This is a genomic window from Aneurinibacillus thermoaerophilus, assembly GCF_019603355.1.
Taxonomy (GTDB): Bacteria; Bacillota; Bacilli; order Aneurinibacillales; family Aneurinibacillaceae; genus Aneurinibacillus; species Aneurinibacillus thermoaerophilus.
Genome location: NZ_CP080764.1, coordinates 197,501 through 221,965 on the forward strand (window position 1 = coordinate 197,501; position 24,465 = coordinate 221,965).

The following is a 24,465-nucleotide window of genomic DNA, read 5'->3' on the forward strand; positions in this document are numbered from 1 at the left end:
ATTTCCCACAGCGTAAGCTGGTAAGACCCCTTATAGATGATGAGGTGGATAGGTTCGAGGTGGAAGCGTGGCAACACGTGGAGCTGACGAATACTAATCGGTCGAGGGCTTAACCAAAGATAGACTGGATATCCTGTGCGTCATGTTTCTTCTGATTCAGTTTTCAAGGTAAGACTTGGTTTTTCTTGCCTTGTGATATATAACGAAAAAAATTATATAGTTTAGGTTTCTCCTATAATTTTTTATAGGAGGGCCCTTAGCTCAGTTGGTAGAGCGGTCGGCTCATAACCGATTGGTCGTAGGTTCGAGTCCTGCAGGGCCCACCATTTACATAAAAGAAAAAGATAGGCTAAAGAAATAAAATATATCTTGTCTCTTACTTAAGATGGCCCGTTGGAGAAGTGGCTTAACTCACCAGCCTTTCACGCTGGCATTCAGGGGTTCGAATCCCCTACGGGTCACCATCTGGAGGGTTAGCTCAGCTGGGAGAGCATCTGCCTTACAAGCAGAGGGTCGGCGGTTCGATCCCGTCACCCTCCACCATCTATTCATTTCTTATCCGTATTCTATTTTTCATTTTTTTGAATTTTCATCCAAAATTTAGTATCGTAACTCAAATCATTATTAAATACTTATTTCCGGGAAGTGGCTCAGCTTGGTAGAGCGCCTCGTTCGGGACGAGGAGGTCGCAGGTTCAAATCCTGTCTTCCCGACCATATAGATAATGGGCCTATAGCTCAGTTGGTTAGAGCGCACGCCTGATAAGCGTGAGGTCGGCTGTTCAAGTCAGCCTAGGCCCACTCTACTCATCCCAACAACATATAAATGCATTCCCTAAAAGCAAAAACACTCTCTTCATTGAAGAAGAGTGTTTTTTTGTGTGTGCCCGGCATGGGCGTCATCTCTAGGGTTCAAGTCCTGAGTGGCGAAGGCAGTAGTAGCCATTAGCTTGTGGCAAGGGTGTCGACCGTGAGGTCGAATCTGAAGGAAGCCGGCGGCAAACCTCCGGCCTGAGGAACACGAATCTCATATAAGGCCAGCGTTCGTTGGATGAGCCTGCACAACAAGGCGAAGTTCATACTGCCGAAGGCGAGCGAAGGTAAATGAGGCAGGTAGATGGAGGGGAAGATGGCGCTCTTACCCGGGGAGGTCTGTCTGATAAGCCGAGTATCCTCGGTAACCTCATTCGCGACAGAGGTCATAGTACATGCCATGTGACGACATGACATGGAAGGGCCGAACATTATGGAGAACGAAAGACCAGGCGTTCGAAGACACGCGATGAAGGCAGACAATCCGTATGGACTTATCCGAAGGAGGATGTGGTGAATTCCACGGGGGACTTCGGAAGGGCAGAGTGTGCCTTCGGCACAAAAGGAACCTTTCGCTCACGCAAGGATCCGTCGTTTCCTCCAATCTGGCATTATGGTGAACGGGTGAAACAGTCTGTCACTGCCTTTATCAAAGGGAAGCTAAAATTGAAGGTCAATCAAGAAAAGAGTGCTGTTGACCGACCATGGAAACGCAAGTTTCTCGGTTTCAGCTTTACTTCTCTCCTTGAACCAAAGATTCGCATTGCAAAACAGTCACTACAGCGGGTGAAGCAGAAAATCCGTCAGATTACATCTCGACGCAGACCTATTCCTATACAATGGAGAATCGAGGAACTTAATGAATATCTGATGGGATGGATAGGATACTTTGCGCTGGCAGATACGCCAAATGTATTTCAAAATCTCGACGCATGGGTGCGCAGGCGACTGCGTATGTGTTTGTGGAAAGAGTGGAAACTTCCCCGAACAAAAGTGAAAAGGCTTCTCGCTTTAGGCGTGCCTAGAGGAAAAGCCTATGAGTGGGGAAATTCCCGTAAGGGATACTGGCGTATCGCCAAAAGCCCTGTTTTACATCGGACTCTTGATAAACGATTCTTCGAATCGTATCAACTTAAGAGTCTAAAAGAACGATATCACGCCTTGCGGCGTACATAATGAACCGCCGTATACCGAACGGTACGTACGGTGGTGTGAGAGGACGGGGGCTAGTCACCCCCTCCTACTCGATTTTATGCATCAATTTTTAATATAACTATAATAATTACCATATTTAACTTTAACATAGCACAGTGCACACGCGTTAGTGTAATCGTTTGCAACATTTCAAAAAACAATGTATCATTTCAATAGTCCAATAACTCATAAAAAAATAAATATTTATACTAAAATAATCAGTTATATGTAGGAGGGACTCTGATGGCTAAAGAACTGTTTGAAGTAAAAAAAGTAGAGAAAAAAGAGCTTTTTCCGGTTCAGGACATTCATCATGTAGAGATTTATGCGGGTAACGCCAAGCAGGCAGCTTATTATTATTGTCGCGCCTTCGGTTTTAAAGTAAAGGCTTACCGTGGGTTGGAAACAGGCTGTCGTGACCGTGTATCTTATATGCTGGAGCAAGGGAACATCCGCCTAGTAGTTACCGGGGCGTTGGATGATCAAACGGATGTTGCAGAGTTCGTAAAACTACACGGAGAAGGGGCGAAAGATATCGCCCTCAAAGTAGAAAACGTGGAAGAAGCGTATAGAGGAGCGTTGGAAAGGGGAGCGATCGCTGTCCGCGAACCGTGGACGGAAAGCGATGAAAACGGTATCGTAAAAAAAGCCGTTATTGGTACATACGGCGATACCGTACACACATTGATTGAAAAAGCAGACTACAATGGTATTTTCTTGCCAGGCTATGAACCGAATGATTTTGAAATTCCATCTGTTTCTACAGGACTTGTAGGTATTGATCATATCGTTGGAAACGTAGAACGTATGGATGAATGGACTGAATATTATGAAAAAGTGTTCGGATTCACTGTATTCAAGCATTTCGACGACGAGGATATCTCCACTGAATATTCGGCGTTAATGTCTAAAGTTATGACGAATGGAACAGGCCGAATTAAGTTCCCGATTAACGAACCGGCGGATGGAAAGCGCAAATCGCAAATTCAAGAATATCTGGATTTCTACAAAGGTCCTGGTGTCCAGCACTTAGCGTTTCTGACCAATGATATTGTCGCAACTGTGAGCGCGCTAAAAGCAAATGGAGTGGAGTTCCTTTATACACCGGACACATACTACGAGAATTTGACAAATCGTGTGGGTGAAATTGACGAAGATCTGAAGAAACTGCAAGAGCTGAACATTCTTGTAGACCGCGATGACGAAGGATACCTGTTGCAAATCTTTACAAAACCTGTTGTGGATCGTCCAACGCTCTTTATCGAAATCATTCAGCGTAAAGGTGCGCTCGGATTTGGCGACGGAAACTTTAAAGCACTGTTCGAATCAATTGAGCGCGAACAAGAACGTCGAGGAAATATCTAAATGAAGCTTATCAGTTATTATCTTAGGGACAACAAAACGGTGAGAGCAGGCTGGATTCACAACGGAAAAGTATACGACATGGAAGAAACATACCGCTATCTGGCAGAAACGAGAGGGGAAGCTATTTCCCCTCCCGTTTCTCTGCTTGACTATCTGAATCTTCCGCAAGATAAAAAAAAATGGCTTTATGTGCTGACAAGGGAAAAGGAAGCTAAGATACCTGAGGTATGTGAGGAAAAGGGGGTAAAGCTGGCCGCACCTATCCCACGTCCGCCGAGCTTTCGTGACTTTTACGCGTTTGAGGAACATGTCAAAACTGCGCGGAGAAAACGCGGACTTGATATGGTACCAGAATGGTATAAATTTCCTGTTTTTTATTTCTCGAATGCAAGCGCCATCAAAGGATCGGGAGAGCCGGTAGAAAAGCCGAGCTATACCGAATGGCTGGACTACGAGTTGGAAGTGGCCTGCGTTATTGGGAAGGAAGGCCGAAATATTAAGCGCGAACAGGCGCTGGATTATATTGAAGGCTTTATGATTCTTAACGATTGGAGTGCACGTGATGTCCAACGTGAAGAGGTAAAAGTTGGGCTCGGACCGGCGAAAGGAAAAGACTTTGCTACTTCGATGGGACCGTACCTTTTGACGAAGGACGAATTGGAGGATCGTCGCAACGGCGAACATTATGACCTGGAGATGAAAGCATTTGTTAACGGAAAATTGTTGTCCCAGGGAAATATGAAGACACTTTATTTCTCTTTCGCACAAATGATTGAACGTGCCTCACAGGATTGCACGCTGTATCCTGGCGATGTTATTGGCTCCGGAACGGTCGGAACCGGTTGTATCCTTGAGTTGGGTGCCGAAGTGCATCGTTGGCTGGAAAAAGGGGATACAATTGAACTTTCTATCGAAAGATTGGGCGTGCTTCGTAACGAAATCATTTAGAAGTAGAGTGGAGGAAGCGATATGACAGTGGCAGGACACCCAAAAATTACGGCAAAAAAGCAGCTGGAAGGACTTGGTGTCTATAAGCCGGGTAAACCGATTGAAGAGGTAAAGCGGGAACTAGGTTTAACCCAGATTATTAAATTGGCATCTAACGAAAATCCGCTAGGCTATTCGGAACGCGCTAAAGAAGCGATGATTCGCGAAATGGATAATATTACATTATATCCGGAAGGAACGGCACCAATGCTTGCGCAGAAGTTGGCTGAGCGGCTTCAGGTAAAACCGGAACAAATCATTGTAGGTAACGGTTCGGATGAAATTTTGCATTTGCTAACCCGTAGCTACATTCGCCAAGGAGACGAAGCAATCATGGCGGATGTCACCTTTCCCCGCTATGAAACAAATGTCAGAATCGAAGGTGGCGTTCCGATACATGTTCCTTTGGTAAACGGCGTACACGACCTTGATGGAATGCTGGCGGCCATTACTGAGAAAACTCGAATGATATTTGTATGTAATCCGAACAACCCAACTGGCACCATTGTTGGAAAGGCGGAAATGCAGTCGTTTATCGAAAAGGTTCCGGATCATATTCTGTTAGTTATTGACGAGGCATATTTCGAATATGTCACGGACGAAAATTACCTAGACTCCGTTTCACTTATTGGCTCACATCAGAACTTGGTTGTATTGCGTACTTTCTCCAAAATCTATGGACTGGCTGCGCTTCGTGTTGGGTATGGCGTCATGAATGAGGCATTCGTTCAGGAATTGATGAAGGTAAAAGAGCCTTTCAACACTAACCGGCTAGCGCAGGCTGCTGCACTTGCTTCGCTTGACGACGAACAGTTTTTGCAAAATTGTAAAAAGAAAAACGAGACAGGCCGACGTTACATAGAAAACGAGGTTGAAAAGCTCGGGTTAGGTTATTTCTCTTCTCAGGGAAACTTTGTAATGGTGAAACTTCCTTGCTCTGGCGATGACGTGTTTAAAGCGCTTCTGAAAAAAGGCATCATCGTCCGTTCTGGAACCGTGCTTGGCTATCCGGAAACCATTCGGGTTTCCGTAGGAACGGATGAAGAAAATCGGGCGTTTATCGCAGCTTTGCGTGAAATTATTGGATAAAAGGGGGAATATGAATGCCACATTACGTAAAAATGGGAAACATTCCGCACAAGCGTCATACGCAATTCCGCAAGCCGGATGGCGGACTGTATTATGAACAGCTTATGGGAACAAAAGGTTTTTCAGGAATCCAATCACTTATTTATCATATTAATCCACCAACCCAAGTACGAGAAGCAAAAAAGATTAAAGATATTCGATTTGAATTCGAGGAACAGAACACGCTTAGGCACCGTCATTTTCGTACGTGGAACGTAGAGGCGGGTGGCGATTTCTATGAAGCGAGAAAAATATTACTTGCCAATGATGACTTGGCAATCGGTATTGCCCGTCCGACAGAGCAGATGTCTTATTTCTATCGGAACGGGGAAGGTGATGAGCTTCTGTATGTTCATGAAGGAAAAGGGAAGATTGAAAGCCTTTTCGGTGAGCTTTCCTTTTATCCGGGAGATTATATCGTGATTCCAATTGGTACTACCTATCGTGTTCATCTGGAGACGGAGGAAGCACGTTTCCTTGTTGTGGAATCCAACTCAGCAATTGTGCCACCGAAGCGCTACCGCAACGAGCATGGGCAACTGCTGGAGCATTCCCCTTATTGTGAGCGTGATTTTCGAACGCCGGAGAAGCTGGAGCCCAAAGATGAGAAAGGCGAGTTTGAAGTGCGTGTGCGTGCGCATAGCATGCTGACGTCCTATTTGTTCGATTTCCATCCACTTGATGCGGTTGGCTGGGACGGTTATCTGTATCCGTACGCTTTCAGCATCCATGATTTTGAGCCGATTACGGGACGTATTCATCAGCCACCGCCTGTACACCAGACGTTTGAAGGGCACAATTATGTTGTTTGCTCGTTTGTACCGCGTCTGTATGATTATCATCCAGAAGCGATTCCGGCTCCGTATATTCACAGTAATGTGGAGAGCGATGAAGTGCTATATTACGCGGATGGGGATTTTATGAGCCGGCGCGGCATTGAAGAAGGGTCTATTACGTTGCATCCGAGCGGACTGCCGCACGGGCCGCATCCAGGCAAAATCGAAGAAAGCATTGGCAAGAAAGAAACAAAAGAACTGGCGGTTATGATCGATACATTCCGCCCGCTTTATGTCGTAAAGCAGGCGCATGTTTACGAAGACGAAGGATACATGTATAGCTGGCTACCGCAAGAATAAAGGAGGGCTCTATCATGAATATCGAACCGAGTACATTACGCTGGGATGAAGCATACAAATTGATGACCGGTTCCATTCTTCCACGCCCGATCGCGTTTGTATCAACGGTAAATGAAACCGGACAGGCCAATTTGGCTCCGTTTAGTTTTTTCACGGCGATCTGTGCTGATCCGATGATGATCTGCTTCGCTCCGATGCGCAGAGGAACAGACGGCGCGCGCAAAGATACATTGAACAATATCGAAGCTACGCGCGAGTTTGTTGTTAATATTGTTGGTGAGAAAATCGTCAAGCAGATGAACGATTGTGCAGTTGAATATTCGCCTGATGTAGACGAATTTGAAGAGGTCGGCTTGACGAAAGCATCGAGCCGTATCGTAAAACCGCCGCGCGTAGCAGAAAGCGACGTACAACTTGAATGCGTGCTTCATGATATACTGCACTTTGGAGACAAGCCGGGCGGCGGAAGTCTCGTAATCGGTCAGGTAGTTACTATTCATATTAAGGATGAATTATATTTTGACGGGAAAATTAACACAGAAAAGTTAAACCCAGTTGGCCGTCTGGCCGGTCCTGTATATACTCGGGCTGTTTCTGATACATTTGTGTTAGAGCGCAAAAAACAACCGGCTAAATAATTAATCCGCTTAAGGAGAGGACACTATGGATTTTTTTCGCAAAAAAAGTCTTTCTCAACAATTCACCAGAAAAAAAGATAGCGATTTAAAGAAGGCATTAGGTGCTTGGGACTTAACGATGTTAGGGCTTGGTTGCATTATTGGAACGGGAATTTTCGTAGTGACGGGGGTAGCGGCGGCGGAGCATGCGGGCCCTGCCCTCGTTCTCTCCTTTGTTCTTTCTGGACTTGCTTGTGTGTTTGCAGCTCTTTGTTATTCGGAATTTGCTTCTTCTATGCCTGTAACTGGGAGCGCTTACACTTACAGCTATGCAATATTTGGAGAAGTAATCGCCTGGATTATCGGCTGGGCGATGGTATTGGAATACGGGCTTGCCGCTTCGGCTGTAGCTAGCGGATGGTCCGGATATTTTCAGGGATTAATAAAAGGGTTTGGTGTCGAACTTCCAACTGCTATCACCAGTGCCTATAATCCAGAAAAAGGAACATATATTGACATCCCGGCAATTGCGATCGTGTTATTAATTACTTTTTTATTGACCCGTGGTATTCGTGAATCCGTGCGAGTAAACAATATTATGGTCATCGTAAAGGTAGCTGTCATTTTTTTGTTTATTGGAGTAGGTGTATGGTATGTCAAACCAGAAAACTGGACACCGTTTATGCCGTTCGGCTTCTCCGGTGTAGCTGCGGGTGCAGCGAGCGTATTTTTTGCGTACCTTGGCTTTGATGCAGTCGCTTCCGCCGCCGAAGAAGTAAGAAATCCACAGCGTAATATGCCCATTGGTATCATTGCTTCATTAACTATTTGTACGTTGCTGTATATCGTTGTTTCTATGGTTTTGACAGGGATTGTGCCTTTTACCCAACTAAACGTAAAGGAGCCGGTTGCTTTTGCGCTGAGATATATTCATCAAGACTGGGTGGCCGGGTTTATTTCTGTCGGTGCAATTGCAGGAATTACGACAGTATTGCTTGTTCTTTTGTACGCACAAACTCGTTTATTCTTTGCCATAAGTCGTGATGGTTTGCTGCCGAAAGTGATGTCAAGGATTCATCCTTTCACACAAACACCTATCGCGAACACATGGATTACCGGCATAATTATAGCTGTATTTGGAGGGCTTGTCCCGCTGCATCGATTAGCTGAACTTGTTAATATTGGAACACTTTTTGCTTATATTGTTGTGTCTATTGGTGTTCTTGTGCTGCGTAGAGCACAGCCCGACTTGCCGCGTGCATTCAAGGTACCGTTTGTGCCGGTCATTCCGATTTTAGCGGTTTTGCTCTGCGGTTATTTGATTTTTAACCTCCCATCTCTTACATGGATAGGATTTGGTGTATGGTTAGTACTTGGCCTTATCATATATTTTGCATATGGATATCGAAATAGTGTACTAGCTAAGCAGAGCGTGTTATCGTCAGAAGAAGCTTTGGACGAGCCATATGAAGCAAAGAAAGGAGCACTGTAAATGAATGGATTCGGGCGGCGAATTGGCCCGAAAAATCAATAGGCTGTACGATAAATTTAAAGGACAAAAAAGGCCGCAGCGCTAAAGAGTAAGCGCTGCGGCATATTTATTTTAGCCATTGTGTAAGAATATTCCGTTGCTCTTCCGGGATGATAAAGTGAAACCCAAGATGGGCTAGCACAGCAGAAATTATTGTCCAAATGCTTAGACTAATTCCCATCCAGGCCAGAATACGCTGGCGGGAAGCGCCGAAAGAAATTCCCATCAGAGCGGTGAGATGGCTGCCAACCAGAATGGGTCCAAGCAGAGAAAGGCCGGGAATACCGTAGCGGTTCCATAGTTTTTTGGCGCGTAGTTTACGTTTGGAGTCTTTTTCTTCCCCTTCTGTTCCCCCTCTCTTTTTTTTTCCACCAGAGCTTCAAACGTTCGATAAATACGATTAGCAAAAATACTGTGAGAGCGTTGCCCAGAAAGGCAACAATACTGACGGGAAAAGAAGGCAATCCAGCGAGGATTCCCAGCGGAACAACAGTAAAGACTTCGAACATTGGGGTGGCCGCCAGCACAAACACCAAAAGATAGATCCATAAATTGCTCAAAATTATTTCCTCCTCATAATAGTATATTTAAGCCTATTGAAATTATGAATTTCCGGTTGGATTTGAGACTAAGCAAAGAGGATATCATCGCTTTAATCATTTACAAATAAATACAAAAGTGATATCATTATGATATCAATATGATATCTAAAAATCAAGTAAAGGAGGAAGATAATATGACGGAAAAAAGGGCATGGGCAATTGATGGTTTTTTAGGATTGTTACTGCTTGTCGCATTATTTTTAGGCGGCGTATATTGTATTGGTAAAGCGGAGAATCCACTGCTGGGTATTCTGCTGATTTTGCTTGCGGCCATTGGAGCGAGCGGTATATTTATCGTACAGCCGAATCAGGCGGTGGTACTTATTTTCTTTGGCCATTATCTAGGTTCCGTACGGAAGAGTGGGCTGTGGCTTGGAATTCCGCTTACCGTACGTCGCAAAGTATCGCTAAAAGTGCGCAACTTTAACAGCAAGCGCCTAAAAGTGAATGATGTTCAGGGAAATCCGATTGAAATTGCGGCTGTGGTTGTATTTAAAGTGGTAGAATCAGCGAAAGCGATGTTTGATGTAGATAACTACGAACAGTTCGTGGAGATTCAAAGCGAGACAGCGCTTCGCTATGTAGCTAGCCGTTATCCATACGACAACTTTGATGAGGAAGGCTATTCTCTGCGTGGTAATCCAGAAGAAATTGCAGGTGAACTGGCGCGGGAGTTACAGGCCCGTCTTGAAGTGGCGGGAGTAGAGGTGTTGGAAGCACGTTTGACGCATTTGGCGTATGCTACGGAAATCGCAAACGCCATGCTTCAGCGCCAGCAGGCTTCCGCCATTGTGTCTGCAAGACAGCGCATTGTGGAAGGGGCTGTTGGTATGGTACAGATGGCAATTGAAGAGTTGCAGCGTGAAGGGTTTGAACTTGATGAAGAACGGAAGGCTGCCATGATTAATAATTTAATGGTGGCGATTGTGTCCGAACGCTCAGCCCAGCCGGTCATTAACTCGGGGTCTATTTATTAATCTTAATCTATGTCGCAGAAGAAGAAGTTTCTCTTGCGCATCGATCCGAAGCTGTATGAAGCGCTGGAAGGCTGGGCGGCGGATGAGTTTCGGAGCGTAAACACGCATATTGAATTTCTGCTCCGGGAAGCGGTGCGGAAAGCGGGGCGCCTGCCTTCAAAAACGGGGGCGAAAAAGGAGAATCAAAATTCGGAAAAAGAGGAGGAATAGTGGATGTGGAGAATGGAGCGGACAATATTGTACCGCTCCATTTCTGTATCAGAAGCATTACTCAGCAAAGTATTCTTTTTGTAATTCTTTCAATTGTACAAGAGAGCGTTGTGCCCATTCGGACGTATCTTCTCTTAGTTTAGATATTTGTTCTTCAAGAGCTTTTTTTAACGAGGCTTTATATTCGGGAACTTCACCGTCATAAGGACGTACGGAAGCAAGTGGTGCTGACGCTTTCTCCCCATAGGCTAACGCGCGGCGTTGATGGAACAGCGGAACATTAGCTGCAAATGGATGGTGCAAATCCCCCTGTGTTGGATGGACCAATACGGCTAGTATTTTGACGACAGCTACGCGAGGTGGATACAGTTCTACTAACTCACCAACATACTCTCCCGATTTATAAGCAGCGGTTACCAAATCTCCAGACTTTAGCTGAAACTCGCTCATCGCAATCCCCTTTTCCATCAGATTTGGAAAAACGCGCGGAGTTGCGCCACGCCTTCGCTTCTACTGTATGAAGCGGGCGCAGTACGCGGGTTTTTCTTAATTCAGCATAGCATATCTCTAGGCTGTTTATGCAACGACATTAGCGTATATACATCTTTTTTTGATATTTATTCATTTGCCTGCTAACACGTCAAATGAATAAAAACACTAGCGGATCTACTTTGCTCCGCTGTTCCCTTCTATTTGTTCTATAAACTCGAAAAATCCAGGAGTAGCCTCCAGATCATAATTATATATAGCCTCTATGATTTTTAAAGTTAACTCTTGTGCTAAATCTTCACGCTCACCTATAGATGTTTGGTAAAGGGAGGACTTTAACTTTGGCTTAAATGTTTGGATGAAAAGTAACATAGCATCTAAGTTTTTATTTTGTGCTTCTTTAAGCAAAGAAGGTAAATCTCCTATTTTAAACGACATCTCTTTCCTCCATGTAGCTTCGAATTTTAGCAATAGCTCTTTTACGTGTTTTACTTACGGCTTGATGTGATATACATAATTTTTTGGCGATTGTACGATCTGACATAGCATGAACATAAGCAAGTTCTATTATTAATTTTTCTTTGGGTGTTAATCTTTTTATAGCTTTACTTAGGAGAGGATCACTTATGATTTCCTCTAAAACGTTATTTTTCTCGATAATTTGTCCATCAAAAGGTTGTTCATTAGAAGGAATCAAATCAACAATTGTGATTTCGTCGTCCTGTGATGCATTTTGAACCGGTTTATCCAGTATCAAAAGATACCTTTGATTATGTTTGCGAATCTTTTTATCGTAATCAATCGCACTGTAATAAAGGAGTTTAGACATAAAGTTAACTAATCGAATTTTCAGATAATAGTTTTTAAATGATTTGTCCAATTTCTTTTTACTTTCTTTTGTAGAAGAACTTACCGCTTGAATAAAAAGGAGCAGATTTTTCTTTTCCTTAAGGAAATTTTTAAGGATGGGATTTGAAAGTAAAATTGGATGATCGTTGATAAATTGAACGACATCTTTTTTGAAATGAGAATCTTGTCTCAAAAATTTTGTGATAGACACTTCTCTTACCCCCTCTTTATGTATAAAGAGGAATTAAAATCCAAATTGGCAACCCTAAAATTAGTTTCAATATCATGTTTTATAAATAAAACGACTAAAGAGGGAGCGTTTTTATTGCCTATTATTATTTATTGAAGATAGTTGTGGTGGGTATGTTTCATTTTTTTTATTTGTCACACAAAAGAAGCTTGACACTCTTTACACGTCATACGAATGGCAGGAAGATGAAGAAATACGATATGCCCAAATGTTGAAAGGTGACGGATCTTTCATGTGTAGGTAACGTCGCATCATATTAAAAACAGAGTTTGGTGTGGAGCCGAAATTTTTATAAAGAAATTTTTCAATTCTGGTTGCCAAAAATAATCTGTCTTTCTCTTTATCATCATAGAACGAAACAGGGAAACAAGGTTAGGGGGAAATCTTGGGACTCTGTCCTCCTTTCGTTCTATAAAAGATATCTAAAGGAGAGAGTAGAAAATGGCAACCAAAACGTATAATGTGGATTTGAAAACGCAAAGCTGGAAACAAGGTGATTCTCAATGGGGATCTTTAAAAACGAGTTGTGGCGGTACGATGAGTGCAGAAGGGTGCATTATTACTTCCGTTGCTATGATTTTTAAAAGTTTTGGTGACAATGTTACTCCTAAAACCATGCTGGAAAAACTAAAGAAAAGTAAGGCTGACTGCCCCTTTAACTGGTTGTCCGCTGCTAAAGAATATAAGCATACGTATAAAGATAAAACTTTTGGAAGCTTTGATAAGCTAAAAAATAGTATCTTTAACCTTATCGTCAATAGTAAAATTCCGATTATGGTTCGTGTTCCGGGGCATACTGTAGTTGCAAGAGGCTTTAACGGAACGCTTCCTGTTGATGCAAAAGGAAATCCTGATTTATCCAAAATTACTTCTAACATGATCCTCGTTAATGACCCAGGTAGTTCTAAAAATAAAACATTGGCTGACGTGATTAATCAAAAAGGTGCCGTAGAGTATATCAATTACTACACGAAGTAAACATATAAAATCCCCCTGATTTTTTAGGGGGATTTGTTTAGTCTGTAATAGTATGATCGGAGATCTTTACTTTCTTGGGTAATAAATTTATTCCTTTGATTTGTTTCTTATCTACAAGTAGAATTTCTAATTTATCCGATTTAGTTAATGGCGTAACAGACTTTACCTTTGAACCGCGTATATCCAAGTTAGATTTTTTAATGCTTTACAGGGGGATATGTCTTTAATTTGATGATTACTTAGGACTAGGGTATCAAGTTTAGTTAAAAGTTTAAGGAAGTCAAGGGTGGAAATGTCATCTTTCATAAAATCATCTTTTCGAATTGCATTCGCTGGTTTATTAAGGGTCTGCCTCATGTCTTCCAAATTATCACTTCATTTATACACATTTTGGTAAGGATAAATTTTCCATATATATTTTGTAATGTTACTCCGAAAAATGAAGAAAATCAAATAGTATATTCTCGTTTTTATAAATTCAATGAAAAATTGGCTCATACAAAAAAACCGAACAACGGGCTGTTTTAAAGTGTCCATTATTCGGGTTATGGTTCAGGTTCTGTCCGGTAGTATTATTCTTCATGATTTAATGCATCTTGATGCCGGCGATCATTTGTATCTTGTTGGATTTGTGTGGCGTGGAAACTATTGACTTTAACTTGTTCAAGATCCTTGACCACATTCTGAAGATTTTTATCTGTTTTTAATCTTCCTTTATTTTTCATGTATAACCCCTCTTTCTTAGTTGCGAATTGGCTAGAGGATGAAGAGTTTGGGCGCATTCGTGAGTATTGCGCATATAATCTTTTGAGAGATCGTGGATATCCGGCGTCTGTTCAACCGAAAGTCCTTGCCGTTTAATGCTTAGTAATGTACATTCGACTTTGTCGGTCTTGTCAAAGGTGGAAGGTAAGGTTCGATTCCAGGCTTTCAGCAATTCGTCTTGGTTAACAAATATATGGGTTTGTTTGTTCGCTGTTAACATCTCCGCTTATCTTAGCGTGCGAAGAAGAGGATGCTTTTATACTGCATATTTTGACGAATCGAACGGGTGAATATAGGTACAGAGGGATAATATTTGAAATAATGAATGTTTATGCTAAAATGTGTGCAACATAGTTTGCGGAATGAGGTGTGAAAGGTCGTGAGCTTCTGCAACCAGAAGGTATTACCTGCTATTCGCCAGATGAAGGATTTTGAATTGCTGTTGCAAAGCCCCTTTGAATATATGGTATTGCTGGACAGTCACATTGGTCAGCTCAAAAGTATCGTGGAAACGGCCAGAAGGCATAACAAAAAGATGCTGGTGCATGTCGATTTAATCCAAGGACTGCGAAACGATGAATATGCCACGGAATTTTTGTGCCGGGAAATCAAACCGGCTGGCGTCATTTCCACGCGTAAAAGTGCCGTACTGACTGCAAAGAAAAATAAAGTGCTTGCTGTTCAGCGTTTCTTTCTCCTAGATACTACCGCGTTGGAAACAAGTTACCGATTGGTAGAACAGACGCAGCCCGATTATATTGAAGTATTGCCTGGCGTGATGCCTCATATTATTTCTGAAATTTATGAGAGGGTAAAAATTCCCGTACTAGCCGGAGGTCTAATCCGTACGATCCGAGATGCGGAATTGGCTTTAAGCGGAGGAGCTATTGCGGTCACTACATCGCGCAAAGAAATTTGGAATCACTTCCTAGCCAATCCACTTTAAAAGAATACAAAATTTGAAGAAAACGCATTCACAATTTTTTGTTGATATGATATATTGGACCTACAGACATAAAATCATTGCTAGAAGTTAATAGGCGAATTTGGTTGGAGATTTTGAGAAATAAACCATAAAAAACATGAAGGTATTTCTTCCTTCTTATGTTTTTTATGGTTTTTTTTATTTTGTGATGCCGAAGACTATACCTTTGGCAATGAAAAGGAGGGATTCCCAAGAGATTTGCTTATTTTATTCATACTTTATTTGCAGATTATAAAAACTATAACAAGAGAAAGGAAGGGACAAGAATATGTGGCAGAAAATTGTTAACCTTTATCGTCCTGCTCCTCATATTGAGCGATTGCCAGCCGATAAAATTGATGCGACGTATCGTCGGCTTCGGCTGCAAGTATTTTTGGGAATTTTTATCGGGTATGCTGGTTATTATCTGGTAAGAAAAAACTTTTCATTGGCTATTCCGTACTTTACAGAACAGGGATTTTCCAAGGGTGAGCTTGGGCTTGTACTTTCGGCCGTATCTATTGCTTATGGTATCAGCAAATTTGTGATGGGAATTGTGTCTGACCGATGCAATCCGCGTTATTTTCTTGCAACGGGCCTTATTTTGTCCGGGGTGCTGAATATTTTGTTCGGTACAGTACCTTTTTTAACGTCAAGCATTGCTATTATGTTTGTTTTAATGTTTATTAATGGCTGGTTTCAGGGAATGGGATGGCCTCCAAGCGGACGAACGATGGTACACTGGTTCTCGATTAGCGAGCGGGGAACGAAGATGTCGATTTGGAATGTTGCCCACAATGTAGGGGGCGGTATTACAGGGCCGCTTGTCGGATTGGGCATTTTATTGTTTGCTACATGGAAAAGTATTTTCTTTTTCCCTGGCATTATTGCCGTTTTAATCGGTATATACGTTATTATGACGTTACGTGATACCCCGCAATCGGTTGGGTTGCCCCCGATTGAGGAATATAAAAATGAGTATCCTGATGATAAGGATAAAGTTCAGGATAGAGAAAAAGAGCTTACCGCTAAAGAAATTTTATTTAAGTATGTATTAAATAATAAATTTTTATGGTTTATTGCGCTGGCTAATGTGTTTGTGTACTTTGTTCGCTATGGGGTAGTGGACTGGGCTCCTACTTATCTCACTGAGGCTAAAGGATTCAGTCACGATAATTCTCGCTGGTCTTATTTTCTTTATGAGTATGCGGGCATACCCGGAACGCTGTTATGTGGCTGGATGAGTGACCGTCTGTTTAAAGGGCGCCGGGCGCCGGCAGGCATTTTGTTTATGGTGGGCGTATTGCTTGCGGTAATTGTTTATTGGGTAAACCCGCCGGGCAATCCGCTTATTGATAATATTGCTCTTATTAGTATAGGTTTTCTCATTTATGGTCCCGTGATGTTAATCGGACTCCATGCCCTTGACTTGGCTCCTAAAAAAGCGGCAGGTACCGCTGCAGGACTTACTGGGCTTTTCGGCTACTTGATAGGTGCCACTTTTGCAAATGCTGTAATGGGATATACCGTGGATTTGTTTGGCTGGGACGGAGGATTTATCATGCTTATCGCCGCATGCTTGCTTTCTATCTTCTTCTTGGCATTAACATGGAATACCGGAAAAGTAAAACACTAACGGAATAGAAAGACAAGCAAATCATCCGTTTTTCCACATGCAAGAAAAGCGGATGATTTATATTATGTGCATATTGACAGCGTTTTCTTTTTCTGTTTTAATAAAAACACAGGTTAATTATCGTGATGGAGAACAGGAGATCCACAGTAATTCCCTATAGCTTTATAGGGTTATTTACTGTGGATTTTTGTTTTCTGCCGTGAATTAAAGGAGGGAGAATAGAGGATGTCGCCTTTTTTAGGAGAAGTAATAGGTACCATGATTTTGATCATTTTAGGCAACGGTGTTGTAGGCGGAGTAGTGCTTAACAAATCAAAAGCGCACAACTCCGGCTGGATTGTTATTACATTGGGATGGGGATTGGCTGTCGCTATCGCCGCTTATGCGGTTGGTGGGATTAGCGGAGCGCATTTGAATCCAGCGCTGACTATTGCTTTGGCTATCATTGGGCAGTTTTCATGGTCAGATGTGCCGATGTACATTGCGGCTCAACTCATTGGCGCATTTTTGGGAGCGGTAGTAGTATGGCTGCATTATTTTCCGCACTGGAAAGCGACCGAAGACCCGGCGGCGAAACTGGGTGTTTTTGCGACGGACCCGGCCATTCCGCATCGGCTGTCGAATTTAATCAGTGAAATTATCGGAACATTCATACTTGTGCTGGGCATTTTAGCAATTGGTGCCAACAAGTTTGCTGATGGCCTGAATCCGCTTATCGTAGGATTTCTCATTGTTAGCATTGGTCTTTCACTTGGTGGAACAACAGGATACGCGATTAATCCAGCACGTGATTTTGGCCCGCGCTTGGCGCATTTCCTTTTGCCTATTGCTGGCAAAGGTAGCTCGAATTGGGGATATGCCTGGATTCCGGTTATAGGGCCTATTATTGGTGGGGGGCTCGGTGCATTGTTTTACAAGGTATTTTTTCTAACTTAGAATACAAAAAAACATTGGCATAATAGAAAAAGGAGCGATTGTTCATGAAAAAAAAATATGTATTAGCGCTAGATCAAGGAACAACTAGCTCGCGAGCGATTGTATTTAATAAACAGGGGAAAATTGTAACGGTTGCCCAACGAGAATTTTCACAGTATTTTCCGAAGCCGGGCTGGGTTGAGCATGATGCGTACGAAATTTGGGGCTCAATTTTGGCGGTGATTGCGGAAGCGCTTTCTACGGCGAATATCAGCGCGAAAGAAATCGCCGCAATTGGAATTACCAACCAGCGGGAGACGACGGTTGTGTGGGATAAGCATACGGGCAATCCGGTGTATAACGCTATCGTATGGCAATCACGCCAGACGGCCGATATTTGTGAGGAACTTAAAGCAAAAGGATATTCCGATATGGTGCGTGATAAGACGGGTTTATTAATTGACGCTTATTTTTCCGGAACAAAAGTAAAATGGATTCTCGACAATGTTGAAGGTGCACGTGAAAAAGCGGAAAAAGGCGATTTGCTGTTCGGGACTATCGACACTTGGCTTATTTGGCGTTTGTCCGGGGGAGAAGCTCATGTAACCGATTACTCTAATGCATCGCGCACGCTTATGTACAATATTTATGAGCAGAAATGGGACGAAGAATTGTTGGAAATGCTGAATATACCGAAAAGCATGCTGCCGGAAGTACGTCCGTCTTCTGAAATATACGCTCATACGGCAGAACAGCATTTCTTTGGCGAAAATGTTCCGCTTGCTGGAGCAGCTGGCGACCAGCAAGCAGCGTTGTTTGGTCAGGCCTGCTATGAAATGGGCATGGCGAAAAATACGTACGGTACAGGTTGCTTTATGCTTATGAATACAGGAGAGAAAGCTGTAAAGTCCAAACATGGTTTACTAACCACGCTGGCCTGGGGAATTGACGGCAAAGTTGAATATGCGCTAGAAGGTAGCATTTTTGTCGCTGGTTCAGCGATTCAGTGGCTTCGTGATGGTCTGCGTATGCTAAAGACGGCAGCTGATAGCGAACAGTACGCCGCCCGGGTCGAGTCAACGAACGGTGTCTATATGGTACCCGCTTTCGTCGGGCTAGGTACGCCATATTGGGATAGCGAGGTACGTGGTGCGATCTTCGGGTTGACCCGTGGAACAGAAAAAGAACATTTTGTCCGTGCGACGTTAGAATCGTTAGCTTATCAAACGAAAGATGTATTATCTGCAATGGAAGCCGATTCCGGCATTAAATTGAAAACGTTACGTGTGGACGGCGGCGCGGTGAAAAATAATTTCTTGATGCAATTCCAGAGCGATATTCTCGGAGTAGAGGTTGAACGGCCGACGATTAATGAGACGACAGCTTTAGGTGCAGCTTACCTCGCTGGTCTTGCGGTCGGCTTCTGGGAAAGTCGGGAAGAAATTGCGGCTAAGTGGCAGATGGAAAAGTGTTTCAAACCTAAGATGCTGGAAGAAGAGAGAATACATTTGTATACCGGATGGAAAAAAGCCGTTGAAGCTGCGATGGGCTTTAAGTTCAAGTGATCCTTTTACCTTTGGTTGCTGGAGAAGAAAAAGCGTGTTATACTAAATAATGTAGAGTTAACGTGGAAGTTAATATTGGTCGGAGAATAGGAGAAGACCACAGCAGATCCTTTGTTGAAAAAGGATCATGTTGTGGTTTTTTGTTTTATGGAAGAGATAAGCAAGTTGTTTTGCGTCCATACTATATACAGGAGAGTGAAACAAACATGAGCTATACGTTTTCGAGCATGAACCGTCAGGAAATTTTGCGCGATATGGAGGGACAGTCATTCGATGTGCTTGTCATCGGTGGCGGCATTACAGGAGCCGGCATTGCGCTGGATGCGCAAGCGCGCGGTATGAAAACAGCGCTTTTGGAAATGCAAGATTTCGCAGCTGGAACGTCCAGCCGTTCCACCAAGCTGGTACACGGGGGTCTGCGTTATTTGAAACAGCTGGAATTTAAGCTGGTGGCTGAAGTTGGTAAAGAGAGAGCCATCGTGTATGAGAATGCTCCGCATGTTACTACACCGGAGTGGATGCTTCTTCCGATGATTGAAGGAGGCACGTACGGTAAGTTTGCTACTTCCATTGGATTGCGTGTTTATGATACGTTAGCCGGTGTCAAAAAGAGCGAACGCCGCGTAATGCTGAGTAAAGAAGAAACATTGAAGAAAGAGCCGTTGCTCCGCACAGACAAACTCAAAGGCGGCGGGTACTATGTGGAGTATCGTACCGATGATGCACGCCTGACGATTGAAGTGATGAAAGAAGCGGTGCGTCGCGGTGCACAGGCTGTAAATTATGTTAAGGTACAGGATTTGTTATATGAAAATGGTAAGGTGGTAGGTGTTGTCGCTGTAGATCAAATAACCGGCACAAAGCACGATATTCGTGCGAAAAAAGTGGTGAATGCTGCCGGTCCGTGGGTGGACAAAGTTCGCGAAATTGATGGTTCGAAAAAAGGGAAACGTCTGCACCTTACGAAAGGTGTTCACCTTGTTATCGATGGCAAGCGGTTCCCACTGCGCCAGGCGGTATACTTTGATACACCGGATGGGCGCATGGTATTTGCGATTCCGCGCGATGGAAAAACGTATGTAGGGACGACGGATACAGATTACCATGGCGATATTGCCAACCCGAAAATGACGACGGAAGATCGCGATTACATTTTGCGGGCCGCAAATTTTATGTTCCCAACGTTGAAGCTAACTAAGGAAGACGTGGAATCAAGCTGGGCTGGTTTGCGTCCGCTTATTCATGAAGAGGGCAAGTCCCCTTCTGAGCTTTCACGTAAAGATGAAATTTTTATTTCTGAATCTGGTCTTCTGTCCATTGCCGGCGGGAAGCTAACCGGATACCGTAAAATGGCGGAGCGCATTGTTGATTTGGTTGCGTCTCAGCTTAAAGAAGAAGGGTACGGCTCATATCCGGGGTGTACCACCGACAAAATTCGTCTGTCAGGAGGCGATGTGGGCGGCTCGGATAATTTTGGAGCGTTCGTACGTCAGAAAACCGGAGAAGGAGTTCAAGTGGGCTTATCGACGAAAGAAGCGGATAAGCTGACGCGTCGTTACGGTTCAAATATAGACTGTATTTATGAGATTATCCGTGAGCGTCAAGCAGAAGCGGAAGCTTCCGGTTTGCCAAAAGACGTTTTTGGTTCACTTGTGTATGCTATCGAAGCTGAAATGGCCACAACACCAGAAGATTACTTCGTTCGTCGTACCGGAGCGCTATACTTTGATATTCGTTGGGTAGAAAGGTGGAAAGAGCCGGTTATCGCTTACATGGCCCGGAAACTGGGCTGGACGGAAGAAGAGACGGCTCGTCACCGCGCACGTTTGGAACAACTTATGCATGATGCGGTAGTACCGCAGGAGAATGAAGCTTAGATTTCCACATAATAGCATAGTTATGACTAGTACGAAAGCCAAAGCGTGTTGTTGCTTTGGCTTTTTTTAGCCATTTTTTCATGTAAAAATATGATATAATGAAATGTAAAATACAATTATGTAATATATTGGATTTTACAGCTTTTGTTACCTAATTTTTTGTTTTTTCATGATATAATATAAAAAAGTGAGGTGAGCAGTATGGAGGGAATGCTTAAGGAAATCATATCTAAGCTAGAGTCGATTGAGAAAGGACAACAGCGGTTTGATCAAGAAGTAAAAGAAATTAAGCATGTTCAACAGCAGTTGAGCCAAGAAGTAAAAGAAATCAAGCATGTTCAACAGCAGTTAAGCCAAGAAGTAAAAGAAATCAAGCATGCTCAACAGCAGTTGAGCCAAGAAGTAAAAGAGATTAGACAAGAAGTAAAAGAAATTAGAAATGAACAACAACAGCTAGAACAAGAAATAAAAGAAATTAAGCATACTCAACGACAACATACTGATATGATTGTACAACTGATTAACAGTGTAGGCGTATTGAATGGGAATGTGGAAGAACTTAAAGAAGAAGTGATCTTAAGCAAAGAATATGCTACCTCAGCTTTTGAAGAAACGCTTCGCTTAAAGCCGAAAGTAAGAAAATTAGAAGAATCGTCAAATAAACAATAGTCCAGCCTAATGACCCCGGTCTAATGGCTGGTTTTTTGTTATACATTGATCATTATTATATATAATCTACTCCCATTTCTTAACATCAAAAATTTGGAAACTTTATCTCAGGAGATGTAGAACATTTCTAGTAATATGGAAGAGATGGAAGGATAACCCACTGGAATTGTTCGCGAAATTAAGCGGAGGATCAATCAGGTATGAAGTTGTAAAGAAAAACAGTCCTTGAACCATAAACAAGGACTGCTTTTTATATTTATATTTTCTTCTTTTCGTCAGCTATATCTGTGGACTCTTCGAGAATCCCTTTAGCTGAATGACGGAACTCGCGCAGCGCATCTCCGACTCCGCGGCCGATTTGCGGCAGTTTCTGCGGTCCGAAAACGATAAGCGCAATAATAAGGATAAGGATTAAACCGGGAATCCCGATGTTGTTGATCATACGACTGGCCCGCCTTTTTTGCTATATTTGAGGATCCCTTCTGCCGCGCGGTAGGACAGAGCCCCAACGGTTCCGGTAGGATTATAGCCGCTATTATGAGGGAATGCGGAAGCGCCTACTACGAATACGTTCTCGGCATCCCACATTTGCAGATAACTATTTACGGCGGAAGAATCTGGGCTGTCCCCCATGATGACTCCACCCGTATTGTGCGTAGACTGATAAGGCACAATATCATATGGCCCTAATTCCTTATTGGCATCGACGCGGTCTGCGCCCATTTGTTTCAAGATTTCTTCGCACTTTGTAGCGAGGAAGAGAGCCAATTGACGGTCCTGCTCTTCAAAGTCGAAGGTAATGCGAATTAGCGGATCATCGAATACGTCTTTGTATGTAGGATCAAGATCAAGAAAGTGATGCCTGAAAGGCATTGAAGCTCCCTGAGCGGCGACAGTTAAGGAACGATTGGCATACTTAATGGATTGCCTTTTAAATTCCTTCCCCCAGCTTGGTGTACCTTTAGGAACTGGATTGTTAGCGATAGGTCTTAACCCTGTTTGTGTTAAGCTTATACTTGCGCCATGAATAAACTTTAAGTCGGAATGGTCGAAGTTGTCTCCATTATAATCATCCAGCGTTACTCCAAGAGCGCCCGCTCCAGCAAACGTATTGAACTCTTTGTTTTCGAAAAATCCGATAGCATTTCCTCTCATTACTTGATAAGCGTAATTTTTGCCGATGACACCTCTGCCTGTTGCCGGGTCGTACGGACGCCCGAGTTTGGAATTCAACAATAAACGGACATTATTGAACACATAGCTCGCAATCACAACAATATCCGCTGGTTGTTCGATTTCTTCACCTGTCGTGACATCGGTATACATAACTCCTATTGCCTTGTTTCCTTTATGCAGAATACGCCTGACATAAGAGTGGGTACGGATTTCGAAATTTCCGGTTTTTTTGGCTACAGGAATGACGGTTACTACCGGATCGGCTTTTGCTCCGTATTCGCAGCCGAACCGTTCGCAAAATCCGCAATACTGGCAGGCAGAACGTGCTACTCCATCGGGGTTTGTATATGCCTGCGACAAATTTGCCGATGGCAGGATATAAGGATGAAGCTTCATCTTTTTAGCCGTTTCCATAAACATCTTCATAGCCGGAGATGATTTCATGGGAGGAGTTGGGTATTTGCTGGAACGTTTTCCGGCCAACGGGTTTTCCTCTCCCGAAATTCCGGCCATTTTTTCAAATTTGTCATAATACGGTTCCAGTTGGTCGTATGTAATACCCCAGTTTTGAATCGTCATGCCGTTGGGGATTTTGTTTTTACCGTAGCGCTCGATCGTTTTGCTTTTAATCTCGAAATCATAAGGAAGAAAACGGTATGTTTGTCCGTTCCAGTGAACGCCTGCGCCGCCGATACCGTTTCCAATTAAAAAAGAGCCGTACTGTCGCATTGGTAGCGCCCGGATTTTTTCATTGCTGCGAAAGGTAATCGTTTCTTTTGAAAGATCTTGCATTAATTCATACCGGTAGGCATAACGCAATTCGTCATGCACCATGAAATAGTCTTCTGTTTTCCGCTCTTTTCCTCGTTCCAGACCAACTACTTTCAGTCCATTTTTTGCCAGTTCCGAAGCGATAATCCCCCCAGCCCAGCCTACTCCAACGATGACTACGTCAACTTTAGGCAATTTTCTCATTCCTTTTATTCACCTTTCTTTCTTTAAGTATGGAGGTGATCTTTCAAGCTTTTTGGCGGCATTTTAACAAATTCATCTTTTTCGATAATGTTGGTGTATGCCATCTGATTGCCGGGATAATTCTTCAATTTCCAGCCGCCCATATTTTTATTTCCACCGTATAGCGGATCGGCGTATACTCCTTCGATTGTGGCATTTCGCAATATGCGGAAAAATCCGCTTGGAGAAATGGTTGTTAGCTTTATTTCATCTTTTTCGAAAGCGCGCAATACCTCGTCCTGTTGTTCTTCTGTCAGATCGGCAAAATTTTTTTGATATTTTCTCTGGCTGTAGTTCTGCATTTCCTGAAGCGCGATATCAAAAATTTCTCTTCGGTTTAGCCTTCCTTGATAACCTTGAACTGTTTCACCTTTGAAGAAAGGACTTCGCATGTAATCGCGGGCATTGAATCCCCAATCCCCGGCCAATTGGTGATCGATAAAATAAGCGACACCCAAATCTTTGGCGCCAGGGCCATTCTCGTCAGCGGGGAAAATCCGCTCTGTAGCCGCTTCAACCATTCGGAATTGGTCGGGCCTAAAGTACATCAAAGCCTGGTTATAGTCGGTCGTTGATTGTGTTTGCGGCGCAGGAGATGGTGCCGCTTGTCTTTGGCCGACCGTCAGCAAGCTTCCGACAACACCGCCAACCAGCAAGCCTCCTAGTGCATATCCGGATTTTTTTAGAAAGTTCCGGCGGGATACATTTTCGTTCCCTTTTGTATCGTCCTGAGGAGACATACATTCACCTCCTGATAAG

23 protein-coding genes, 5 tRNA genes, 1 rRNA gene and 1 pseudogene (1 of these 30 running past the window's edge) are annotated in these 24,465 nt (G+C 43.3%); 22 read left to right on the forward strand and 8 right to left on the reverse strand.

Annotated elements, in window-relative coordinates; translation table 11 throughout:
* The 13 genes and pseudogenes from K3F53_RS00970 to K3F53_RS01030 all read left to right on the forward strand — a co-directional run.
* Nucleotides 1-117: ribosomal RNA gene (locus K3F53_RS00970) — 23S ribosomal RNA — on the forward strand (it extends 2,821 nt beyond the left edge of the window).
* A 133-nt stretch (nt 118-250) separates the two neighbouring features.
* A tRNA-Ile gene (locus K3F53_RS00975) sits at nt 251-326 on the forward strand.
* A 61-nt stretch (nt 327-387) separates the two neighbouring features.
* Nucleotides 388-464 (forward strand) — tRNA-Glu (locus K3F53_RS00980).
* 3 nt (nt 465-467) lie between these two features.
* Nucleotides 468-543 (forward strand) — tRNA-Val (locus tag K3F53_RS00985).
* Between the two features lie 96 nt (nt 544-639).
* Nucleotides 640-716, forward strand: a tRNA-Pro gene (locus K3F53_RS00990).
* A gap of 10 nt (nt 717-726) precedes the next feature.
* Nucleotides 727-800, forward strand: a tRNA-Ile gene (locus tag K3F53_RS00995).
* Between the two features lie 627 nt (nt 801-1,427).
* Nucleotides 1,428-1,988: pseudogene (locus tag K3F53_RS01000) on the forward strand (group II intron maturase-specific domain-containing protein); the annotation flags it as partial.
* Nucleotides 1,989-2,249: 261 nt separating this feature from the next.
* Entirely contained in the window at nt 2,250-3,371 is a 1,122-nt protein-coding gene (hppD, locus tag K3F53_RS01005; RefSeq protein ID WP_057900173.1) for a 4-hydroxyphenylpyruvate dioxygenase, read from the forward strand.
* Nucleotides 3,372-4,319 (forward strand): fumarylacetoacetate hydrolase family protein, encoded by a 948-nt coding sequence (locus K3F53_RS01010; RefSeq protein ID WP_091260763.1) that lies wholly within the window; start codon nt 3,372-3,374, stop codon nt 4,317-4,319.
* Between the two features lie 21 nt (nt 4,320-4,340).
* Nucleotides 4,341-5,447 (forward strand): histidinol-phosphate transaminase, encoded by a 1,107-nt coding sequence (gene hisC, locus K3F53_RS01015; RefSeq protein WP_057900171.1) that lies wholly within the window; start codon nt 4,341-4,343, stop codon nt 5,445-5,447.
* Nucleotides 5,448-5,461: 14 nt separating this feature from the next.
* Nucleotides 5,462-6,622: a homogentisate 1,2-dioxygenase gene (locus K3F53_RS01020; protein WP_057900170.1), complete on the forward strand. Its 1,161-nt coding sequence runs from the start codon at nt 5,462-5,464 to the stop codon at nt 6,620-6,622.
* 14 nt (nt 6,623-6,636) lie between these two features.
* The gene (locus K3F53_RS01025; RefSeq protein WP_057900169.1) at nt 6,637-7,260 is read left to right on the forward strand and encodes a flavin reductase family protein; all 624 of its coding nucleotides are present in this window, start codon (nt 6,637-6,639) and stop codon (nt 7,258-7,260) included.
* Between the two features lie 25 nt (nt 7,261-7,285).
* Nucleotides 7,286-8,731: a branched-chain amino acid transporter BcaP gene (locus K3F53_RS01030; RefSeq protein ID WP_057900168.1), complete on the forward strand. Its 1,446-nt coding sequence runs from the start codon at nt 7,286-7,288 to the stop codon at nt 8,729-8,731.
* 356 nt (nt 8,732-9,087) lie between these two features.
* Here K3F53_RS01030 and K3F53_RS19215 read toward each other — a convergent pair whose 3' ends face one another.
* Nucleotides 9,088-9,330: a small multi-drug export protein gene (locus K3F53_RS19215; RefSeq protein WP_246615669.1), complete on the reverse strand. Its 243-nt coding sequence runs from the start codon at nt 9,328-9,330 to the stop codon at nt 9,088-9,090.
* A 176-nt stretch (nt 9,331-9,506) separates the two neighbouring features.
* Here K3F53_RS19215 and K3F53_RS01040 point away from each other — a divergent pair, with 176 nt between their 5' ends.
* Together K3F53_RS01040 and K3F53_RS01045 are read left to right on the forward strand one after the other, a co-directional pair.
* Nucleotides 9,507-10,349 carry an SPFH domain-containing protein gene (locus tag K3F53_RS01040; RefSeq protein ID WP_057900167.1) on the forward strand — a complete coding sequence of 281 codons (843 nt, stop codon included), beginning with the start codon at nt 9,507-9,509 and terminating at the stop codon, nt 10,347-10,349.
* Between the two features lie 9 nt (nt 10,350-10,358).
* A complete protein-coding gene (locus K3F53_RS01045; RefSeq protein WP_057900166.1) occupies nt 10,359-10,559 on the forward strand; it encodes a type II toxin-antitoxin system antitoxin in 201 nt (66 codons plus the stop codon).
* Nucleotides 10,560-10,616: 57 nt separating this feature from the next.
* Here K3F53_RS01045 and K3F53_RS01050 read toward each other — a convergent pair whose 3' ends face one another.
* The 3 genes from K3F53_RS01050 to K3F53_RS01060 form a co-directional block, all read right to left on the reverse strand.
* Nucleotides 10,617-11,009 (reverse strand): kinase-associated lipoprotein KapB, encoded by a 393-nt coding sequence (locus tag K3F53_RS01050; protein ID WP_091260760.1) that lies wholly within the window; start codon nt 11,007-11,009, stop codon nt 10,617-10,619.
* Between the two features lie 216 nt (nt 11,010-11,225).
* Complete coding sequence (locus K3F53_RS01055; protein ID WP_057900164.1) at nt 11,226-11,486, reverse strand: helix-turn-helix domain-containing protein; 261 nt, start codon at nt 11,484-11,486, stop codon at nt 11,226-11,228.
* Nucleotides 11,476-12,108, reverse strand: a complete 633-nt coding sequence (locus tag K3F53_RS01060; protein ID WP_057900163.1) for a sigma-70 family RNA polymerase sigma factor — start codon at nt 12,106-12,108, stop codon at nt 11,476-11,478. The genes K3F53_RS01055 and K3F53_RS01060 overlap by 11 nt, the downstream gene beginning before the upstream one ends.
* A 480-nt stretch (nt 12,109-12,588) precedes the next feature.
* On the opposite strand from K3F53_RS01060, the gene K3F53_RS01070 reads away from it, so the two are divergent.
* Nucleotides 12,589-13,125 (forward strand): C39 family peptidase, encoded by a 537-nt coding sequence (locus K3F53_RS01070; RefSeq protein WP_057900162.1) that lies wholly within the window; start codon nt 12,589-12,591, stop codon nt 13,123-13,125.
* Between the two features lie 572 nt (nt 13,126-13,697).
* On the opposite strand, the gene K3F53_RS01075 is transcribed toward K3F53_RS01070, so the two are convergent.
* Entirely contained in the window at nt 13,698-13,850 is a 153-nt protein-coding gene (locus tag K3F53_RS01075) for a hypothetical protein (RefSeq protein WP_175493614.1), read from the reverse strand.
* A gap of 419 nt (nt 13,851-14,269) precedes the next feature.
* Between K3F53_RS01075 and K3F53_RS01080 the strand changes: the two genes are divergently transcribed.
* The 6 genes from K3F53_RS01080 to K3F53_RS01105 all read left to right on the forward strand — a co-directional run bounded on the left by K3F53_RS01080 (nt 14,270) and on the right by K3F53_RS01105 (nt 21,516).
* Nucleotides 14,270-14,836: a glycerol-3-phosphate responsive antiterminator gene (locus K3F53_RS01080; RefSeq protein ID WP_057900159.1), complete on the forward strand. Its 567-nt coding sequence runs from the start codon at nt 14,270-14,272 to the stop codon at nt 14,834-14,836.
* A gap of 307 nt (nt 14,837-15,143) precedes the next feature.
* Entirely contained in the window at nt 15,144-16,490 is a 1,347-nt protein-coding gene (glpT, locus tag K3F53_RS01085) for a glycerol-3-phosphate transporter (RefSeq protein ID WP_057900158.1), read from the forward strand.
* Nucleotides 16,491-16,715: 225 nt separating this feature from the next.
* Complete coding sequence (locus K3F53_RS01090; RefSeq protein ID WP_057900157.1) at nt 16,716-17,426, forward strand: MIP/aquaporin family protein; 711 nt, start codon at nt 16,716-16,718, stop codon at nt 17,424-17,426.
* Nucleotides 17,427-17,470: 44 nt separating this feature from the next.
* Nucleotides 17,471-18,970: a glycerol kinase GlpK gene (gene glpK / locus K3F53_RS01095; protein WP_057900156.1), complete on the forward strand. Its 1,500-nt coding sequence runs from the start codon at nt 17,471-17,473 to the stop codon at nt 18,968-18,970.
* Nucleotides 18,971-19,176: 206 nt separating this feature from the next.
* Nucleotides 19,177-20,847, forward strand: coding sequence for a glycerol-3-phosphate dehydrogenase/oxidase (locus tag K3F53_RS01100; protein ID WP_057900155.1), 1,671 nt, complete (start codon nt 19,177-19,179; stop codon nt 20,845-20,847).
* 201 nt (nt 20,848-21,048) lie between these two features.
* The gene (locus K3F53_RS01105) at nt 21,049-21,516 is read left to right on the forward strand and encodes a hypothetical protein (protein WP_057900154.1); all 468 of its coding nucleotides are present in this window, start codon (nt 21,049-21,051) and stop codon (nt 21,514-21,516) included.
* Nucleotides 21,517-21,772: 256 nt separating this feature from the next.
* Here the strand turns inward: K3F53_RS01105 and tatA are convergent, their stop codons facing one another.
* Genes tatA through K3F53_RS01120 form a run of 3 tightly spaced genes read right to left on the reverse strand, consistent with a single transcriptional unit; the run spans nt 21,773 to nt 24,446 of the window.
* A complete protein-coding gene (gene tatA / locus K3F53_RS01110; RefSeq protein ID WP_057900153.1) occupies nt 21,773-21,958 on the reverse strand; it encodes a twin-arginine translocase TatA/TatE family subunit in 186 nt (61 codons plus the stop codon).
* Entirely contained in the window at nt 21,955-23,667 is a 1,713-nt protein-coding gene (locus tag K3F53_RS01115; RefSeq protein WP_220559268.1) for a GMC family oxidoreductase, read from the reverse strand. Before K3F53_RS01115 ends, tatA begins: the two co-directional genes overlap by 4 nt.
* A gap of 23 nt (nt 23,668-23,690) precedes the next feature.
* Nucleotides 23,691-24,446 carry a gluconate 2-dehydrogenase subunit 3 family protein gene (locus K3F53_RS01120; RefSeq protein WP_057900151.1) on the reverse strand — a complete coding sequence of 252 codons (756 nt, stop codon included), beginning with the start codon at nt 24,444-24,446 and terminating at the stop codon, nt 23,691-23,693.
* Between the last annotated feature and the right edge of the window lie 19 nt (nt 24,447-24,465).

Coding starts and splice junctions, on each gene's coding strand:
- hppD (WP_057900173.1), top strand. CDS start 2,250: ATGGCTAAAGAACTGTTTGAAGTAAAAAAAGTAGAGAAAAAAGAGCTT.
- K3F53_RS01010 (WP_091260763.1), top strand. CDS start 3,372: ATGAAGCTTATCAGTTATTATCTTAGGGACAACAAAACGGTGAGAGCA.
- hisC (WP_057900171.1), top strand. CDS start 4,341: ATGACAGTGGCAGGACACCCAAAAATTACGGCAAAAAAGCAGCTGGAA.
- K3F53_RS01020 (WP_057900170.1), top strand. CDS start 5,462: ATGCCACATTACGTAAAAATGGGAAACATTCCGCACAAGCGTCATACG.
- K3F53_RS01025 (WP_057900169.1), top strand. CDS start 6,637: ATGAATATCGAACCGAGTACATTACGCTGGGATGAAGCATACAAATTG.
- K3F53_RS01030 (WP_057900168.1), top strand. CDS start 7,286: ATGGATTTTTTTCGCAAAAAAAGTCTTTCTCAACAATTCACCAGAAAA.
- K3F53_RS01040 (WP_057900167.1), top strand. CDS start 9,507: ATGACGGAAAAAAGGGCATGGGCAATTGATGGTTTTTTAGGATTGTTA.
- K3F53_RS01045 (WP_057900166.1), top strand. CDS start 10,359: ATGTCGCAGAAGAAGAAGTTTCTCTTGCGCATCGATCCGAAGCTGTAT.
- K3F53_RS01050 (WP_091260760.1), bottom strand. CDS start 11,009: ATGAGCGAGTTTCAGCTAAAGTCTGGAGATTTGGTAACCGCTGCTTAT.
- K3F53_RS01055 (WP_057900164.1), bottom strand. CDS start 11,486: ATGTCGTTTAAAATAGGAGATTTACCTTCTTTGCTTAAAGAAGCACAA.
- K3F53_RS01070 (WP_057900162.1), top strand. CDS start 12,589: ATGGCAACCAAAACGTATAATGTGGATTTGAAAACGCAAAGCTGGAAA.
- K3F53_RS01075 (WP_175493614.1), bottom strand. CDS start 13,850: ATGAAAAATAAAGGAAGATTAAAAACAGATAAAAATCTTCAGAATGTG.
- glpT (WP_057900158.1), top strand. CDS start 15,144: ATGTGGCAGAAAATTGTTAACCTTTATCGTCCTGCTCCTCATATTGAG.
- K3F53_RS01090 (WP_057900157.1), top strand. CDS start 16,716: ATGTCGCCTTTTTTAGGAGAAGTAATAGGTACCATGATTTTGATCATT.
- glpK (WP_057900156.1), top strand. CDS start 17,471: ATGAAAAAAAAATATGTATTAGCGCTAGATCAAGGAACAACTAGCTCG.
- K3F53_RS01100 (WP_057900155.1), top strand. CDS start 19,177: ATGAGCTATACGTTTTCGAGCATGAACCGTCAGGAAATTTTGCGCGAT.
- K3F53_RS01105 (WP_057900154.1), top strand. CDS start 21,049: ATGGAGGGAATGCTTAAGGAAATCATATCTAAGCTAGAGTCGATTGAG.
- tatA (WP_057900153.1), bottom strand. CDS start 21,958: ATGATCAACAACATCGGGATTCCCGGTTTAATCCTTATCCTTATTATT.
- K3F53_RS01115 (WP_220559268.1), bottom strand. CDS start 23,667: ATGAGAAAATTGCCTAAAGTTGACGTAGTCATCGTTGGAGTAGGCTGG.
- K3F53_RS01120 (WP_057900151.1), bottom strand. CDS start 24,446: ATGTCTCCTCAGGACGATACAAAAGGGAACGAAAATGTATCCCGCCGG.